Annotated in this window: 18 protein-coding genes and 6 tRNA genes; 8 read left to right on the top strand and 16 right to left on the bottom strand. The window is 71.3% G+C overall.

Going from position 1 to position 15,524, the window contains the following annotated elements; translation table 11 throughout:
• Window positions 1-66: 66 nt before the first annotated feature.
• The 6 genes from OG521_32575 to OG521_32550 form a co-directional block, all read right to left on the bottom strand.
• Entirely contained in the window at window positions 67-648 is a 582-nt protein-coding gene (locus tag OG521_32575) for a hypothetical protein (protein ID WUW25236.1), read from the bottom strand.
• 6 nt (window positions 649-654) lie between these two features.
• Window positions 655-1,518, bottom strand: coding sequence for a carbohydrate ABC transporter permease (locus OG521_32570; GenBank protein ID WUW25235.1), 864 nt, complete (start codon window positions 1,516-1,518; stop codon window positions 655-657).
• Window positions 1,515-2,447, bottom strand: coding sequence for a sugar ABC transporter permease (locus OG521_32565; GenBank protein ID WUW26882.1), 933 nt, complete (start codon window positions 2,445-2,447; stop codon window positions 1,515-1,517). The genes OG521_32570 and OG521_32565 overlap by 4 nt, the downstream gene beginning before the upstream one ends.
• A 70-nt stretch (window positions 2,448-2,517) precedes the next feature.
• Complete coding sequence (locus OG521_32560; protein WUW25234.1) at window positions 2,518-3,801, bottom strand: extracellular solute-binding protein; 1,284 nt, start codon at window positions 3,799-3,801, stop codon at window positions 2,518-2,520.
• Window positions 3,802-4,011: 210 nt separating this feature from the next.
• Window positions 4,012-4,083 (bottom strand) — tRNA-Val (locus OG521_32555).
• Between the two features lie 54 nt (window positions 4,084-4,137).
• Complete coding sequence (locus OG521_32550) at window positions 4,138-4,629, bottom strand: TIGR02611 family protein (GenBank protein WUW25233.1); 492 nt, start codon at window positions 4,627-4,629, stop codon at window positions 4,138-4,140.
• A 190-nt stretch (window positions 4,630-4,819) separates the two neighbouring features.
• Here OG521_32550 and OG521_32545 point away from each other — a divergent pair, with 190 nt between their 5' ends.
• Window positions 4,820-5,233, top strand: a complete 414-nt coding sequence (locus OG521_32545; GenBank protein ID WUW25232.1) for an SsgA family sporulation/cell division regulator — start codon at window positions 4,820-4,822, stop codon at window positions 5,231-5,233.
• 334 nt (window positions 5,234-5,567) lie between these two features.
• A complete protein-coding gene (locus OG521_32540) occupies window positions 5,568-6,143 on the top strand; it encodes a CGNR zinc finger domain-containing protein (protein ID WUW25231.1) in 576 nt (191 codons plus the stop codon).
• A gap of 4 nt (window positions 6,144-6,147) precedes the next feature.
• Here OG521_32540 and OG521_32535 read toward each other — a convergent pair whose 3' ends face one another.
• The 4 genes from OG521_32535 to OG521_32520 all read right to left on the bottom strand — a co-directional run bounded on the left by OG521_32535 (window position 6,148) and on the right by OG521_32520 (window position 9,197).
• On the bottom strand, window positions 6,148-6,303 hold the full coding sequence (locus tag OG521_32535) for a hypothetical protein (GenBank protein ID WUW25230.1): 156 nt from the start codon (window positions 6,301-6,303) through the stop codon (window positions 6,148-6,150).
• Between the two features lie 155 nt (window positions 6,304-6,458).
• Complete coding sequence (locus OG521_32530; protein WUW25229.1) at window positions 6,459-7,430, bottom strand: acetylxylan esterase; 972 nt, start codon at window positions 7,428-7,430, stop codon at window positions 6,459-6,461.
• Window positions 7,431-7,491: 61 nt separating this feature from the next.
• Complete coding sequence (locus OG521_32525) at window positions 7,492-8,511, bottom strand: LacI family transcriptional regulator (protein WUW25228.1); 1,020 nt, start codon at window positions 8,509-8,511, stop codon at window positions 7,492-7,494.
• A 230-nt stretch (window positions 8,512-8,741) separates the two neighbouring features.
• Entirely contained in the window at window positions 8,742-9,197 is a 456-nt protein-coding gene (locus OG521_32520) for a hypothetical protein (protein WUW25227.1), read from the bottom strand.
• Window positions 9,198-9,410: 213 nt separating this feature from the next.
• Here OG521_32520 and OG521_32515 point away from each other — a divergent pair, with 213 nt between their 5' ends.
• Window positions 9,411-9,926 (top strand): DsbA family protein, encoded by a 516-nt coding sequence (locus OG521_32515; GenBank protein WUW25226.1) that lies wholly within the window; start codon window positions 9,411-9,413, stop codon window positions 9,924-9,926.
• Window positions 9,927-9,971: 45 nt separating this feature from the next.
• Here OG521_32515 and OG521_32510 read toward each other — a convergent pair whose 3' ends face one another.
• The 3 genes from OG521_32510 to OG521_32500 all read right to left on the bottom strand — a co-directional run bounded on the left by OG521_32510 (window position 9,972) and on the right by OG521_32500 (window position 12,746).
• On the bottom strand, window positions 9,972-10,808 hold the full coding sequence (locus OG521_32510; GenBank protein ID WUW25225.1) for a GNAT family N-acetyltransferase: 837 nt from the start codon (window positions 10,806-10,808) through the stop codon (window positions 9,972-9,974).
• Between the two features lie 82 nt (window positions 10,809-10,890).
• Window positions 10,891-11,712, bottom strand: a complete 822-nt coding sequence (locus tag OG521_32505) for an aminodeoxychorismate lyase (protein ID WUW25224.1) — start codon at window positions 11,710-11,712, stop codon at window positions 10,891-10,893.
• On the bottom strand, window positions 11,709-12,746 hold the full coding sequence (locus OG521_32500) for a chorismate-binding protein (protein WUW26881.1): 1,038 nt from the start codon (window positions 12,744-12,746) through the stop codon (window positions 11,709-11,711). Before OG521_32500 ends, OG521_32505 begins: the two co-directional genes overlap by 4 nt.
• A 163-nt stretch (window positions 12,747-12,909) precedes the next feature.
• Between OG521_32500 and OG521_32495 the strand changes: the two genes are divergently transcribed.
• The 5 genes from OG521_32495 to OG521_32475 all read left to right on the top strand — a co-directional run bounded on the left by OG521_32495 (window position 12,910) and on the right by OG521_32475 (window position 13,352).
• Window positions 12,910-12,982, top strand: a tRNA-Gly gene (locus OG521_32495).
• Window positions 12,983-13,019: 37 nt separating this feature from the next.
• Window positions 13,020-13,093: transfer RNA gene (locus OG521_32490), tRNA-Cys, on the top strand.
• Between the two features lies 1 nt (window position 13,094).
• Window positions 13,095-13,166: transfer RNA gene (locus tag OG521_32485), tRNA-Val, on the top strand.
• A 19-nt stretch (window positions 13,167-13,185) separates the two neighbouring features.
• Window positions 13,186-13,257: transfer RNA gene (locus OG521_32480), tRNA-Val, on the top strand.
• A 23-nt stretch (window positions 13,258-13,280) separates the two neighbouring features.
• Window positions 13,281-13,352, top strand: a tRNA-Val gene (locus OG521_32475).
• A 129-nt stretch (window positions 13,353-13,481) separates the two neighbouring features.
• On the opposite strand, the gene OG521_32470 is transcribed toward OG521_32475, so the two are convergent.
• The 3 genes from OG521_32470 to OG521_32460 all read right to left on the bottom strand — a co-directional run bounded on the left by OG521_32470 (window position 13,482) and on the right by OG521_32460 (window position 15,347).
• Window positions 13,482-13,766, bottom strand: coding sequence for a zf-TFIIB domain-containing protein (locus tag OG521_32470; protein ID WUW25223.1), 285 nt, complete (start codon window positions 13,764-13,766; stop codon window positions 13,482-13,484).
• A 68-nt stretch (window positions 13,767-13,834) separates the two neighbouring features.
• Complete coding sequence (locus tag OG521_32465) at window positions 13,835-14,890, bottom strand: aminoglycoside phosphotransferase family protein (protein ID WUW25222.1); 1,056 nt, start codon at window positions 14,888-14,890, stop codon at window positions 13,835-13,837.
• A gap of 247 nt (window positions 14,891-15,137) precedes the next feature.
• The gene (locus OG521_32460; GenBank protein ID WUW25221.1) at window positions 15,138-15,347 is read right to left on the bottom strand and encodes a hypothetical protein; all 210 of its coding nucleotides are present in this window, start codon (window positions 15,345-15,347) and stop codon (window positions 15,138-15,140) included.
• Between the last annotated feature and the right edge of the window lie 177 nt (window positions 15,348-15,524).

The raw sequence follows: 15,524 nt of genomic DNA, 5'->3' as shown, positions 1-15,524 counted from the left end.
CGGGCATGCCTGATCGCACGCTGACGCGTGGTGGGACGTGGTGCGGTTGGGGGGCCGGCCGTCGGGTCAGCGGCGGTCGGCGGCGACCGCGGCCGCGGCCAGACAGCCGAGGGCGGGCGCGGCCAGCGGCGGAATCTGCCAGGCGGCGAGGGCCAGGGCGACGAATCCGCCGACGAGCAGCAGCGATCCGGCCGGGTCGGTGAGGGTCCGGCGGCCCGCGGCCCGGGCGGTCCGCTGCCAGGGTGTGCCGGGCTGCCAGGCGGCAGCCGTACGCAGCCCCCAGACGGCGACCGCCGGCAGTCCCAGCAGACTCACGACGATGAGCGGACCGCCGCCCGGCAGCAGGCCGGACCGGGCGACCTGCCAGTCGAAGGCGAGCAGGGCGAGCGCCGCCCACCAGAGCAGGGAGATCCGCCAGCCGGTACGGAACGCCTCGCGTGCGTCGGCGGCGAACTCCCGCATCCCGCCCGCCTCACCCGCCAGGTAGCGGCGCAGGTGGCGGCTCCCCGCGGCGAACGCCGCGGGGAGGGTGACCAGCGGCAGGGCGGCCACGGTGATCCACACACCGGTGAGCAGGCATTCGGTGAAGACGCTGAATCGCTCCCGGACGAAGGAGGTCCTGGGTGCGGTGCCGGTTCTGGTCGCCACGGGTGTTCAGCCCTTCAGGCCGGAGGTGGCCATGCCGTCGATGAGGTAGCGCTGGAAGGCCAGGAAGAAGGCCAGCACGGGCAGCAGGGCCACCAGTGACATCGCGATCATGCCGCCGTAGTCGGCGACGGCGTCCTGGTCGATGAACATCCGCAGCCCCATCGAGACGGTGTACTTGTCCGGCTCGTTGAGGTACAGCAGGGGGCCCATGAAGTCGTTCCAGGCCTGGATGAAGGTGAAGATGGCGCTGGTGATGAGCGCGGGCCGGCAGAGCGGCATCACGATCGACCAGTAGATCCGCAGGTGCCCGCAGCCGTCGAGCCGGGCGGCCTCGTCGAGTTCCTTGGGCAGTCCGCGCATGAACTGGACCATGAGGAAGACGAAGAAGGCGTCGGTGGCGAGGTACTTGCCGATCAGCAGCGGAGTGAAGGTGTTGATCAGCTCCAGCTTCTGGAAGAGCACGTACTGCGGAATGATCAGTACGTGGTACGGGAGCAGCAGCGTCCCGATCATGATGGCGAACATGATGTTGCGCCCGGCGAAGCGGACCTTGGTGAAGGCGTACGCCGTGAGCGAGCAGGACAGGACGACGCCGATCACCGAACCGACCGAGATGTAGGCCGAGTTCAGGAAGAACTTCCAGATCGGGATGTCGGCGATGCCATCGGCGAGCCGCCGGTAGTTGGAGGTGACCGGGTCGGCCGGGAAGAGGTTCAGCGCGCCGACGATGTCCCCGCTCGGCTTGAACGACGCGCCGATCGTCCACGCCACCGGGTACAGGACCACCACGAGGATGGCCAGCGCGCCGATGTGCCAGGCGAGGGAGCCGGGGAGCCGGCGTCGTGCGGCAGTGGTGTCCATCGGGGTCATCGGCCCCCCTCCTCGTAGTGCACCCAGCGCTTCTGGGACCAGAACAGCACGGCGGTGACCAGGCCCACGGCGACGAGCAGCAGCCATGCCATGGCGGAGGCGAAGCCCATCCGGCTGTTCGCGAAGCCCTGGTCGTACAGGTAGCAGGTGTAGACGAGCGTGGCGTCGGCCGGGCCGCAGCTGCCGTTGCTGACGATGTAGGCGGAGGCGAAGATCTGGAAGGAGTGGATGGTCTCCAGCAGCACGTTGAAGAACAGCACCGGGGAGATCATCGGCAGGGTGATGCTCCAGAACCTGCGCCAGGGGCCGGCCCCGTCGACCTCGGCCGCCTCGTACAGCTCCCTGGGGACCTGCTTGAGGCCGGCCAGGAAGATCACCATCGGGGCGCCGAACTGCCAGACCGTGAGGGCCACCAGCGCGTAGATGATCATCTGCGGGTCGCCGATCCAGCCGCCGGCGTCGATGCCGAACAGCTGCTGTCCGCGGTCGACGACGGCGTCGTCGGAGAACAGGGCGCGCCAGACGATGGCGGCCGAGACGCTCGCGCCGATCAGCGAGGGGGCGTAGAACGCCGCCCGGTAGAAGGACTGGCCCCAGCGCTTCTGGGCCAGCAGCATGGCCACGGCGAGCGCGGCGGCCAGCTTGACCGGGGTGCCGATCACCACGTACCAGGAGGTCACCTTGACCGACTGGCGCCAGCGGGGGTCGGCGAACATGTCGGTGAAGTTCTTCAGGCCGACCCACTTGGGGGCGTCGAAGAGGTTGTAGTCGGTGAACGCGAGGTACAGCGAGAAGACCATGGGGCCGGCGATCAGGAACAGGAAGCCCGCGATCCAGGGCGACATGAAGAGATAGCCGGTCAGATTCTCGCGGTGGCCCCGCGGTTGCGGAGCGGGGCGGGTCTTGCGTCCCGGGCCGCTCCGCTCCACGGCGGCGAGGTCCGTGCCGAGGACCGGGCCGCTCGTGGAGGTCTGGATGTGAGTCACCGCGATGCTCCTCTCAGTTCGAGGCGAGGGCGGTCTTCGCCTCGGAGAAGAACTGCTTCACGGAGTCCTCCGGCGAGGCCTTGCCCAGGGACATGTCGCCGCCGATGCGCAGGAACGCCGCCTCGACGACGTCGGCGCCCGCCGGGTGCGGGGTGATGGGCTCCAGGACGCCCGCCTTGGCGATCTCGGTCTCGTACGCGCCGATCGCCTTGCTCGGGGCGTCGGTGGGCTGGAAGGCCTCGAACTGGGCGGTGGTGGCGGGGACTCCGCGGTCGTAGCCCATGATGCGGGCGACGGCGGGGTCGTGCGTCATGAAGCTGATGAAGGTGGCGACCTCGGCGGGGTGCTTGGTGCGGGCGGTGCCGCTGAGCATCAGCGAGCCGAGGTACTGGCCGGTCTTCTTGCCGTCGGTGGTCGGGATGGGCGCGAGGCTGTAACTGCTCTTGCCCTCCGCGCTGTAGCGGACGGAGAAGTTGTCCCAGGTGAACTCGCCGGCGGAGAGGCCCTTGGCGAGCGCGGAGGCCGGCTTGATCTGCTCGACCTTCTTCTGGTCGGCGTAGACGCCGGACTTGACCCGGGCGAGCGCCTCGGTCCAGTACGGCAGCAGTTCGTTCTCACCGAAGCCCATGCCCTCCTCGGTGAAGAAGGCCTTGCCGTTCTGGCGGAGGATCAGGTCGTAGAGGTACATGACGCCGTGCGGGCCGGAGTCGCCGGCTATGCCCTGACCGGACTTGATCTTCTGCAGGCCCGCGTACCAGTCGTCCCAGGTCCAGCCGAGGCCGTGGTCGACGCCGGCCTTCTCGAAGACCTTCTCGTCGATGACCAGGGCCATCGAGTTGCTGCCGACCGGGACGCCGAGCAGCTTGCCGTCGATCTCGGCGAACTTCTCCAGGCCGGCGCGGAAGCCCTCCAGTTCGAGATTGCCCTTCTTCGCCTGCGGGTTGAGGTCGAGCAGGACGTTCTTCGCCTCGTACTTGCGGAGGAAGGTGACCGCGTTCTGGATGACGTCGGGCGGGTTGCCGCCGGCCGCCTGGGTGTTGAACTTCTTCCAGAAGTCCGGGTACTGCTGGAAGTCCGTCTTCACCTTGATCTTCGGGTGCTTCTTCTCGAAGAGCGCGACGCACTCCTGGACCTTCTTGGCCCGGTCGTCGGCGCCCCACCAGGCATGCCGGATGGTGACCGGCCCGTTCGAGCCGCCGCCCGAGCCGCAGCCCGCCGCGGTCAGCCCGAGACCGGCGGCCGAGAAGCCCGCGAGCTTCAGCATCTGCCGCCGGTCCATGCCCTGGTTCCGAGACATAGTTCGCCCCTACGCTTGATTGAATCGTTTTAGAAAGCGCTTGCCGGGTCAAAGTAGGGAGCGGCACCGGCGACGTCAATGGCTGGGACGAAAATCAATCGAAGCGCTTGAACGGGACGCCCGGGAACACGCCCGGCCGGAGCGCCCGCGGCATCCGGAAACGCCGACGGCCCGGAAGCTTCTGGAAGCTTCCGGGCCGTCGGTCCGGGGTGGGCGATACTGGGTTCGAACCAGTGACCTCTTCGGTGTGAACGAAGCGCTCTCCCACTGAGCTAATCGCCCGGGCGCACGCCAAACATTACCCCATGTCAGCGGCGCCCCACGACCATGCCCGGGTCACTCGTGGATCTTCCACGGCATGACGATTCCGAACTTCCAGACGTAGATCCCCACCAGCACCGCGATGATCACGAGCCCGATCACCGTGAGCGTGATGTTGCGCCGCCGGACCTTCGGATCGAGCGCCCGCTGGGCGGCCTCGGTGACCTTTCGGCGCGTCCAGCGCAGCACCAGCTGGGCCCAGACGAACTCGGTCGCCCAGATCGCCATGCCGCCGAAGATCACCAGCCAGCCGGGGCCGGGCAGCGGCAGCATCACGATGCCGGCCCCCACCACGGCCAGACCGACGATGAACACGCCGACCTGCCAGCTCAGGTGCAGCGTCCTGGACGCCTTGATGAACCCGGGCGCCCTGGAGCCGAGCTCCCGGTCCTCCTTCGTCACACCTTCCGTGACGTCCCCCGTCACGCTCTTTCGTTCTTCCCCCGTGGCGGAAGCCGGATCCGCCGGTGCGGCGGCCCCGTCCCGCTCGTCACTCTCCGCATTCATGGGGGTCAACCTACCCGAACGCTCCTCGTCACCGGAATGGCCGCATGACTCAAAGTTACACACCGCTGTACGAGCTACCTGAAGGATCACAAAACGGTCAGAGGGGTTTACAACGCCACCGTAGGTGGCATGTCGATTTCGCCGACGTGCGAATCCCCGAGCGCACACTGAGCGAAAGGCCCTGGCGCTTATGAACACCACGGTCAGCTGCGAGCTGCACCTGCGCCTCGTTGTGTCGAGCGAGTCCTCACTGCCTGTACCCGCGGGCCTGCGGTATGACACGGCCGATCCGTATGCCGTGCACGCCACCTTCCACACCGGAGCGGAGGAGACGGTCGAGTGGGTTTTCGCCCGTGACCTCCTTGCCGAGGGGCTGCACAGGCCCACCGGCACCGGAGACGTCCGTGTCTGGCCATCCCGTAGTCACGGCCAGGGCGTCGTCTGTATCGCACTGAGCTCCCCAGAGGGCGAAGCCCTGCTGGAGGCCCCGGCAAGGGCCCTGGAGTCGTTCCTGAAGAGGACCGACGCCGCGGTTCCGCCGGGGACCGAGCATCGTCACTTCGATCTCGATACGGAGCTCTCACACATCCTGGCCGAGAACTGAGCCAGGCCGAGAGCTGCACGGCGCCGTCCGACTCGGGGAGACGGCGCCGCGCAGACAACCTCATACGGCTGACACCGGCGCGGTCACCACGGAATCCACCGTGGTGACCGCGCCGGTCCGCGTTCCCCCGCTCCCCCGTGACGCCGTCGCACCCTCCCGGAGGCCGCACCTGCCCGCCGGACAGCCGCGGGACTCCCGGCCGCTCCCGGATGCCCGGGAGGTGCGCCCCAGGGGCCCCACAGGCCCCTCCGCACCCCTGCGCGGCAGGGCCGAGCCAGTAGAGTCAGCCCGCATCGGCGGGTGTCCCGCCCGCCGGAGGCCAGGGAGCGGAAGCGTGCTGATCCCCCACGACACCCGGATCGCCCTCGAAACGGTGGTCGATCTGGTGAACACCGCGCCGGAGAGCGAGCAGCCCGAAGGCGGCGAACCCGTCGACGGGCTCGCCGACACCGCGGCGCTCTACGCGTTCGCCGGACGCCACCGGGTCAGCGGCGTGGGCGAGCTCGGCGAGAAGGACCTGAGGGCCGTCCACGACGTACGGGCACGGTTCGCCGACGTCTTCGCGGCCACCGACGCGGCGGTCGCCGCCTCACTGGTCAACGCACTCGTGGCCGCCGCGGGCACGACGCCGCAGCTGAGCAACCACGACGGCTACGACTGGCACGTGCACTACTTCGCGCCGGACGCCTCGCTGGCCGACCACCTCGCGGCGGACTGCGGCATGGCACTCAGTTTCATCATCGTGGCGGGCGAGACGGAGCGGCTGCGGCGGTGCGAGGCGCCGGACTGCCGGCACGCCTTCGTCGACCTCTCGCGCAACCGCTCCCGCCGCTACTGCTCCAGCCGCACCTGCGGTAACCGCTTGCACGTCGCCGCGTACCGCGCGCGCCGCAGGGAAGCGGCCGGCTGACCGTTCACAGCACGAAGAGATCGTGCAACGCGGCCATCAGCAGCAGACTGCCGATCACCGTGAGGAAGATCATCAGAGGGGGCTGGGAAAGCGCGAAGAGGCAGCCACGCGGCTCTTCGGCAGGGGGTGCGGGGGCATCGCCCCGGGAGGTGTCCACCATCTCGGGACGATCATGACGCAGTCCGGCCCCCGCGTGTGGTCAACACGCCTTTTCGTGGCGGGAGTTCACTCCCCGAAGGAGGTTGCGAATCGCTCCGGCGTCCGATCCCCCGTCACGCTTTCGGAACGGCGCTCCCCCGCACCCGGCCCCGCCCGTCAGCCCAGGTCGCGCAGCATACGCAACTGCGCGGCGCGGTGGACCGATGCGCCGCCCTCGTGGCCGTTCCAGGGGTAGACCTCGATCTCCTTGGGACCGGCCCAGTTGTTGTAGGCGGCGAAGACCGTGGACGGCGGGCAGACGAAGTCCATCAGCGCCACCGAGTACAGCGCCGGCAGGTCCGCCCGGGCGGCGAAACTGATGCCGTCGAAGTAGGACAGGGTCCGGAACACCTGGTCGGCGTGGCCGTGTTGGGTGGCCAGGAAGCGGACGATCTCCTGGTACGGGTCCTTGTCGGTGATCTCCACGGCCCGCCGGAAGTGCGTCAGGAAGGGTACGTCGACGAGCGCGGCCTTGACGTGGGGGCTGAGCCCCGCCACCGCCTGGGCGATGCCGCCGCCCTGGCTGCCGCCGTGCACGACGATCCGGTCCGGGTCGACGGACGGGTGGGCACGGGCCACTTCGACGGCGCGCACCGCGTCGGTGAACACCCGCCGGTAGTAGTACGTGTCGGGGTCGAGGATGCCGCGGGTCATGAAGCCGGGCGACTGCGGGTTGGCGCCGCCGTGCGGGTCGGCGGTGGAGCCCGCCGAGTGGCTGTTGACGGCGCCCTGGCCGCGGGTGTCCACGACCAGGGCGGCCCAGCCGGCGGCGGGCCACACCAGGTGGTCGTGCGGCAGTCCGCGCCCGCCGCCGTATCCGAGGTAGTGGACGACGGTGGGCAGGGGGCCCTCGGCACCGGCGGGCACGTTCAGCCAGGCCCGTATGCGGTGGCCGCCCCAGCCGGCGAACGACACGTCATGGACGTCGACGTTGCTCAACGCCGCGTCGTAGGGGCTGAATTCGGCGTCCAGCGGGTGCTCGCCCGCCTCGTCGAGCGTGCGGCGCCAGAAGGCGTCGAAGTCGTCCGGTTCACCGGACTCCGGCCGGTAGCTGCGGAGTTGGTCGAGGGGCAGGTCGAACAGGGACACGGCATCTCCATTTCGGGCATGCGGAAAGGGACGGCAGGGGCGGTGAGGGGGAGCGCGGGGCTCAGCGGGGCGTGGAGCTCGATGCGCGCACGACGAGTTCCGGCTGGAGCACCACGCTGCGGTGCTCGTGGGTGCCGTCCTCGTCGTCGGCCTCCTCCAGCAGGAGTTCGGCGGCCATCCGGCCCATGACGACGGCGGGCTGGCGGACCGAGGTCAGCGGTACGGCGGCGGCCGCGGCGAACTCGATGTCGTCGTACCCGACGATGGCGATGTCCTGCGGCACCCGCACCCCCGCCGCGTACAGGGACTGGAGCACACCGAGGGCGAGCAGGTCGTTCGCGCAGAACACGGCGGTGGGGCGCGGGACGAGCCCGAGCAGCCGGGCGCCGGCGTCGCGGCCCGCCGCCACGTCCAGGCGGTCGGAGGGGATCTCGACGAGTGCCCCGGGCGGCAGCCCGGCCTCGGCCAGGGCGGACAGCGCGCCCTCGCGGCGGTCCCGGATCTGGTGCAGGTCGCCGGGTCCGCTGACGTACGCCACCGAGCGGTGCCCGGCGGAGATCAGATGACCGACGGCCAGGGCGCCGCCCCGCACGTCGTCGACGGAGACCGCGCAGGTGCCGGTGCCGGAGGCGACCCGGTCGACCAGCACGTACGGGATGCGGTGGCGGCTGAAGGAGTCGAGGTTGCGGCCGGTGGCGTCGGCCGGTGTGACCAGGACGCCGCACACCCGCTGCTCCGCGAAGAGACCGAGGTACTCGGCCTCCTCCGCGGGGCTCTGGCCGCTGTTGCAGACCATGACGCCGAGGCCCGCCTGACGGGCGGCGCGCTCGGCGCCGCGGGCCACGTCGACGAAGAACGGGTTGCCCATGTCCAGGACGAGGAGCGCCATGATCCGGCTGCGGCCCGCCCTGAGCTGGCGGGCCGACTCGCTGCGGACGTAGCCGAGCTCCTCGATGGCGGCCAGCACCCGGGCCCGGGTCTCGGGCAGCACGGCCTCGGGGCGGTTGATCACGTTGGAGACCGTGCCCACGGAGACCCCGGCCTGCCGGGCCACATCCTTGATCCCTGCCACACGCGCCACTTGCCCTGCCCCACTGATGCCCTTGGCCGCACTCGTGAAGCGGCGTCACCCCATCGTACGGACGGCGTGATCGTACGAACGGCGTGAATGAATTGTTTCAATCGGTTCGGGACGCTAGCCCTCTCGCCCAACGCCGTCAAGGATCATGACTGAATCGATTCATACTACAGCTGTTCCGTCGCGGCCGAAGAGGACCTGAGGACCGGGCCGGGGAAGGACCGGGCCGGGCGTCAGATGCCGTGCTTCTTCAGAATGGCCTCGATGTCGCTGAAGTCGTCGCCCTGCCCCGTGGGCGCCGCCTGCTTCTTCGGAGCCTGTCGCGGCTGGGCCGCCGGGACACCGGCGCCCAGTGAGGGGGCCGCGGCGGCGGGCGCCACGGCATCGCCCTGCGCGGCCCGGGCGGCGGCCTTGCGTTCCTTGCGGCTGCCCCCGCCGCGGCGTTCGATCGCGCGCGTGGTGATGAACAGCAGCCAGGCCACCCCCAGCACCCCGAAGCCCAGCCAGACGCTCGGCTTGAAGGCGATGTCCGACACCCACTCGACGACCCCGGTCAGCACCAGGCCGATCGGCACCAGGGAGTAGGCGGCGATCCTGGTCGCCGCCAGGAACCGCTTCCGGTACGCGGTGACGGCGGCGATACCCAGGCCGGCCGCGGACGCCGCGGAACAAATGGTCTCGGCAAGCATCGGTGCCTCCAGGCGCAGGGGAAACGTCCCTTCCATCCTGCACCGGTCATCGTCCGGGGGGCCACGCTCCCGGCCCACATCAGGGACATTTCAGGGCCGGGCTCCTCCCCAGGTGCCGTGCGGGAGGGTGCCGGACGGCATGGGACCGGTCGCCGCTCCCCCGCCTCCGGGGCTCGGTCGTGGCACGCCCGCGCTCCCTGGGAGACTGGTCCCATGAGCGATTCCACCCCCGCAGCACCGGTCGTCCTCGACGTCTGGTGCGAGCTCCAGTGCCCCGACTGCCACCACGCCCTCGCCGATGTGCACGCCCTGCGCGCCCGGTACGGCGACCGGATCGACATCCGGCTGCGGCACTTCCCGCTGGAGAAGCACAAGCACGCCTACGCGGCGGCGCAGGCCGCCGAGGAGGCGGCGGCACAGGGCAAGGACTGGCCCTACATCGAGGCGGTGCTCGCCCGCACCGCCGACCTCGGCCGCACCGGCGAGCCGCTGCTGATCGAGGTCGCGGGGGAACTCGGTCTGGACGCCGAGGAGTTCGACACCGCCCTGATCGACGGCAGGCACATGCTGATCGTCGACGCCGACCAGGCCGAGGGCAAGGCGATCGGCGTCACCGGCACGCCCACGTACGTGATCGGCGGGGAGCGGCTGGACGGCGGCGCGAGCCAGGAGGGCCTGCGCGGGCGGATCGAGGAGATCGCCGACCGGCTGCTCGCGGACCAGGACTGAGAACCGGCGGCCGGATCCGCTCCGCGCACCGGGTCCCGGCAGCGGCTACAGCGGTTTGACCAGGTTGTACTGCGTCGGCTCGTAGCCGAGCGACTCGTACAGCCGCACCGCGGGCGTGTTGGCCGTGACGACGTGCAGACCCAGCCGTACGTCGCCGGCGGCCAGCGCGAGCCGTTCGGCCTGGAGCATCAGCGCGCGGCCGAAGCCCCGGCCCCGGAACCGCTCGTCCACCTCGACGTCGAAGACGTAGCCCACGGTCAGGCCGGGATGCATCTCGAACCGGGCCACCCAGACGTACCCGGCCCGCTCGCCCTCGTGCACCAGGAGGTGCAGCCGCGCCCCCTCGGTGGCCAGGCCGTCGGGCAGGTGTCCGGCGTGCGAGGCACGGGCCGCCCGCAGCGCCGTCTCCCGTGACGCACCGCGCGTCACCAGGCTCTCCGCGTAGGCGGCGATCGCCCCGTCCTCCCAGGCCGCGAACTCCTCCGGCGTCATCGGCCGGGCGGTCAGCCCGTCCGGGAGGGCCGGGGGCGTGGACGGCAGCCGCTTGAGCATGTTCCGGCTGCGCTCGGTGTAGCCGAGTGCGGCGGTCAGCCGTCGTGCGGCGGTGTTGTCGGCGGCCACCTCCGTCCGCACCTGGGTGCAGCCCCAGCCCCGCAGCACCTCTTCGGCCGCCAGCGCGGCGATGGTGCCGCGGCCGCGCCGTCGCACGGGCTCGTCGACGCGCAGGGCCCGCAGCACCCCCGTGCCGCCGTCCGAGCCCGCTTCGGTGCCGATCTCCACGGCCCCGACGGGCCGCCCGTTGTCGCACACGTCGTACGCGCGGCTCTGCGCGCCGTCGGCGCCTGGCTGGATCGGCCCGGAGGGCCGGAGTGTCGTGGTCATCAGAGAGGTTCTATCCCCTGCCCGCGGGCCCGTCATCCGCTTTTGCGGGCCCGGAGCCGCTCGGCGGCCCCGGGCGTCGCGCTCACGGGTCCAGGTCGTCGCCGGCCCGCTCGTCGAAGACGCGCATGGCCTTGGCGGTCACCGGTCCGGGCCCGCCGGGCAGTTCCCTGCCGTCGACCCGGTGGACGGCCTGGACGTCGCGGAGGGTGGAGGTCAGGAAGATCTCCTCGGCCCGGTCCAGGACGTCGAAGGGCAGCTCCGTCTCCTGCGCCCCGGTCCACTCCACGGCCAGGGCGCGGGTGATCCCGGCCAGACAGCCGGAGGCCACCGGCGGCGTGTGGAGCCGGCCGTCGAGTACGACGAAGACATTGGAACCGGTGCCCTCGCAGAGCTGTCCGACGGTGTTGGCGAACAGTGCCTCGGACGCGCCCCGCTCGTGGGCGCGGGCGAGGGCGACGACGTTCTCCGCGTACGAGGTGGTCTTGAGCCCGGTGAGCGCGCCGCGTTCGTTGCGCGTCCAGGGCACGGTGATCACCGCCGTGGTGTCCGGGCGCCGCTGCACCTCGCCGAGGGCGACGACGAGCCCGGGTCCGTCCGTGCCCCGGTCGGAGCCGAGCGGCGAGATCCCGCCGGTGTACGTGATGCGCATCCTGCCGAGTGCGGCCGGATTGGCCTCGGTGACGGCGGCGCAGGCCCGGCGCACCTCGTCGAGGTCGGGGGCCGGCAGGCCGAGGCCCCGGGCGGAGCGGGCCAGCCGGTCGAGGTGCCGGGTGAGGGCGAAGGGGCGGCCGTCGGTGGTCCTGACCGTCTCGAAGACGCCGTCGCCGACGGTCAGCCCGTGGTCGAGCACGGACACCCGGGCGTCATCGGCGGCCCGCAGTGCCCCGTTGACCCAGATCCTCATGGTGCGGTCCTTCCGGTTGCTTCGTAGGCGCCCGACGCTACCGCGAGCAGCCTGGACGCCTTCAGTTCGGTCTCGTCCCATTCCCGTTCCGGATCCGAGCCCCAGGTGATACCGGCGCCGGTGCCGAACCGCAGCACCGGTGCGGCCCCGGTCCGGTCGGTCCAGAAGGTGCGGATGCCCACGGCGAGCGAGGCGGTGGCCCGGTCGGCGTCCACCCAGCCGATGCCGCCGCAGTACGGGCCGCGCGGGGCGGTCTCCAGTTCCTCGATGATCCTCAGCGCGCTGGACTTGGGGGCCCCGGTGACCGAACCGGGCGGAAAGGCGGCGGCGAGGAGTTCCGGCCAGCCGGCGCCGTCGGCGAGCCGGCCGCGGACGGTGGAGACGAGGTGGACCAGGCCCGGGTGCTTCTCGACGGCGCAGAGGTCGGGGACGGTGACCGATCCGCTGGCGCAGACCCGGCCCAGGTCGTTGCGGACCAGGTCCACGATCATCACGTTCTCGGCGTGGTCCTTCTCCAGCAGGTCGGCCTCGGTGCGGCCGGTGCCCTTGATCGGCCCGGACTCGACCGTACGGCCGTCCCGGCGCAGGAACAGTTCGGGCGAGGCGGTCGCGATCTCCACGCCGTGCCCGGGCAGCCGAATCGTTCCTGCGTACGGGGCGGGGTTGCCGCGCGCCAGCAGGGCCGTGAGGGCGTCCACGTCCGCCGCCGCCGGGTCCGGCAGCGGCGCCGTCATCACGCGGCAGAGGTTGGCCTGGTAGACCTCGCCCGTCGCGATGTACGCGCGGATGCGGCGTACTCCCGCCGTGTACGCGGCGCGGTCGAGGGAGGACGTCCAGTCACCGGCGGCGGGTCCGCGCCAGGCGCCGCGCACCGGTGCGGGCACGGGTGCGGTACGCACGGTGGCGAAGCGGGCACAGACGAGCCGGCCCTCGAAGTCCGCGGACACCGCCCAGAAACCGGACGATTCGAGGGCCGCGGGATCACTGGTGACATCCTGCAGATCGGAGGCGACGAGGCCGCCGAAGCGGGCCATTGGGGCGAGGTCGTGCACGTCGGTGAGTCTAGGACGGCCCGCGGTGACCTGCGCCGGGCTGAGCGCACCTGCGCACGCTGCACAAACGCGTTTTTGTACTGGCCCCGGAATCCGCTAGAGTTCAACACGTCGCCGGGACGCGCAAGTGAACCGGAACCGACAAGCGGACGTAGCTCAGTTGGTAGAGCGCAACCTTGCCAAGGTTGAGGTCGCCAGTTCGAACCTGGTCGTCCGCTCGCAGAAGGTGGGGGATCTTCCCGAACTCCCACCCCTGGTGGAGTGGCCGAGAGGCGAGGCAACGGCCTGCAAAGCCGTCTACACGGGTTCAAATCCCGTCTCCACCTCCAAGGACGATTAGCTCAGCGGGAGAGCACTTCCCTGACACGGAAGGGGTCACTGGTTCAATCCCAGTATCGTCCACCGGTCCGCAAGGATCCCCGCGCGATTAGCTCAGCGGGAGAGCGCTTCCCTGACACGGAAGAGGTCACTGGTTCAATCCCAGTATCGCGCACGCAGTACACGCAGGGTCACCCTGCGCGATTAGCTCAGCGGGAGAGCGCTTCCCTGACACGGAAGAGGTCACTGGTTCAATCCCAGTATCGCGCACCGTCCGAAGCCCCGGTCGTCTCGACGACCGGGGCTTCGTCGTGTCCGGGCTCGTCGCGACCGGCCCGACGGCCGTGTCCGTACCGCGGCCCGGACGGGGTCCGTCCGGGCCGCGGTACGGCGAGCGGGTCAGGACGAGAAGAGCATGCGGCCGAAGCTCTTCTGGCGGTAATGGCCGCCGTGGTGCCCGCCGTGATGCTGAGGGGCGCCCCAGGCGGGCGCCGGCGCGGCCGGGTAGGCCTGCGGGGCGGGCGGCGCGGGCGGAGCCTGCTGGTTCCACTGCGACTCCATGCGGGTCAGGGACTCCAGCTCGCCGTAGTCCAGGAATATCCCCCGGCAGCCGCTGCACTGCTCGATCTGAATGCCGTTGCGGTTGTACGTGTGCATCTGTGCGTGGCACTTGGGACACTGCATCTTCGGGCTCACTCCTCGCCGTCGGTTAGCCGTCGCCGGAATGCATGCCCGGCGGCGGTCGGTTCACCCTACGACGAGTGTTCGGCGGTCAACTCGGGCGGGAGAGAGGCAATTCGGGCACAGGCGTCGATCATCACCTGTTCCACCTCATCCGGAGCCCTGTGCTCCGCAGCGGACTTGGCGAGGGCGAGTGCCGCGGTCTGCACGGTGAGGGCCCGGGCGGCCACGTCCAGTCCGGGCCACGGGTCGCCGTCGGCACGTACCGCGGGACCGCCCGCGGCCCGGTAGGCGGACAGGAAGCGGAACCAGACCTCGGGCGGCAGCAGCCCGGCCGCGTACCAGGCGGCGGGCCGCGCGAGATCCCACGCGGGGTCGCCGAGCCCCGCGTCGTCGACGTCGATCAGCAGCCACGCACCGTCCGCGCCCGGGTGCCGCACGAGCTGCCCCAGGTGCAGATCGCCGTGGCAGACGGCGTGCGCGGGAGCCGGTGCCTCGTCCCGCGCCCAGCCGGGCAGCCCGCGCCAGGCCGCGAGGACGGGAGCCGCGGCCGGATCGCCGGGCCGGGCCGCACACATCCGGGCGACGGCGAGCGCGGCCTTGGCCGGGCCCCTCATGGCGGGCAGGGCGGGTGACGCGGCCGGTGCGGGGTGCCGGCTCCTGGTGCGGTGGAGGCGTGCCAGGAGCGTGGCGGCCTCCTCCCACGGCGCCCGGTCCGGGTCGTCCGGGTCCACGGGCTGCCCGTGGGGCCACAGGGTCACCGGGCGGCCGTGCAGCTCGGTGAGGAAAGGCGAGGCGGGGCCGGCCGCGCCGGGCTCCGGCATGGGGTCCTCGGCGGGCCTTGCCGGCAGGGGGGCGAGCAGGATGCCGGTGAGGCCGGGGTCCGCGGCCAGCCGGAGGCGTGCGCGCAGGGCGGCGGTGTCCGTGCCGGGGGCGTGGGCCTTGGCGACGACGCCGCCGCACCGGACCACCGTGCCGTCCGCCCGGTCCGCGAGGACGGCCGGCGGCGGGCATCCGCAGCGCTCCCCCGCACCGGCACGGGCCGCTTCGCGGTCCGCCCGGTGGGCTCCCGCGTGGACTGCCTCGTGGGCGAGGGCGCCCAGCGCGGTGACGAGTGCGGTGGTCACGTACTCCCCCGGTGGCACAGGATCGGCGGGCCCGGCCGGCGCCGTACCCGCCGCAGAGCGTACGCGGATCGGACCGGACGGCCGGTGGACGGGGTACGCCGGTGTCCGTACCGGCCCCGGACAGCGCGATGTCCGGTCAGCTCCCCAGCTGACCGGACAAACGCTGCCGTCCGCCGCACCCCCGTCCCCACGGGGTTGTTGGCCGGATGTCCCGGTCCGGACCGCTCTTCCGGACCCGGGGCGCCGCTCAGCGCCCCAGCATCACGCCCACGGACGACGCCTGTGTGACCACCGCTTCCCAGCCGCCGAAGACGACTGCGAGCAGGGCCGCCAGAGGAAGAACCATGGCCGTCGCCACCAGTGGGTGACGCTTGCCGGACGACGGGCGGCTGCCGAACGAGGCGTATGCCTTACGTCCCTGCGTGCGGATCGCTGTCCGCGCTGCCGTGTCCGCCATGGTTCCTCTCCTGACCTGATGTGGAGCGGCGGGCGTTTGACCTCGGGGGACGAGTGCGACGCCCGCCGCTTGACTTCAACATTAGGGATCCGGGAGACGGGCGGCGTCATGCCCGCGTACCGAATGCCGGGCCTCCCGGAGGATGAGCCGTGGGTAGCCGGCGTACTCCCCTGGGTG

The organism is Streptomyces sp. NBC_01463 (assembly GCA_036227345.1).
Lineage (GTDB): Bacteria > Actinomycetota > Actinomycetes > Streptomycetales > Streptomycetaceae > Streptomyces.
This window is presented reverse-complemented; position numbering and strand designations above follow the sequence as displayed.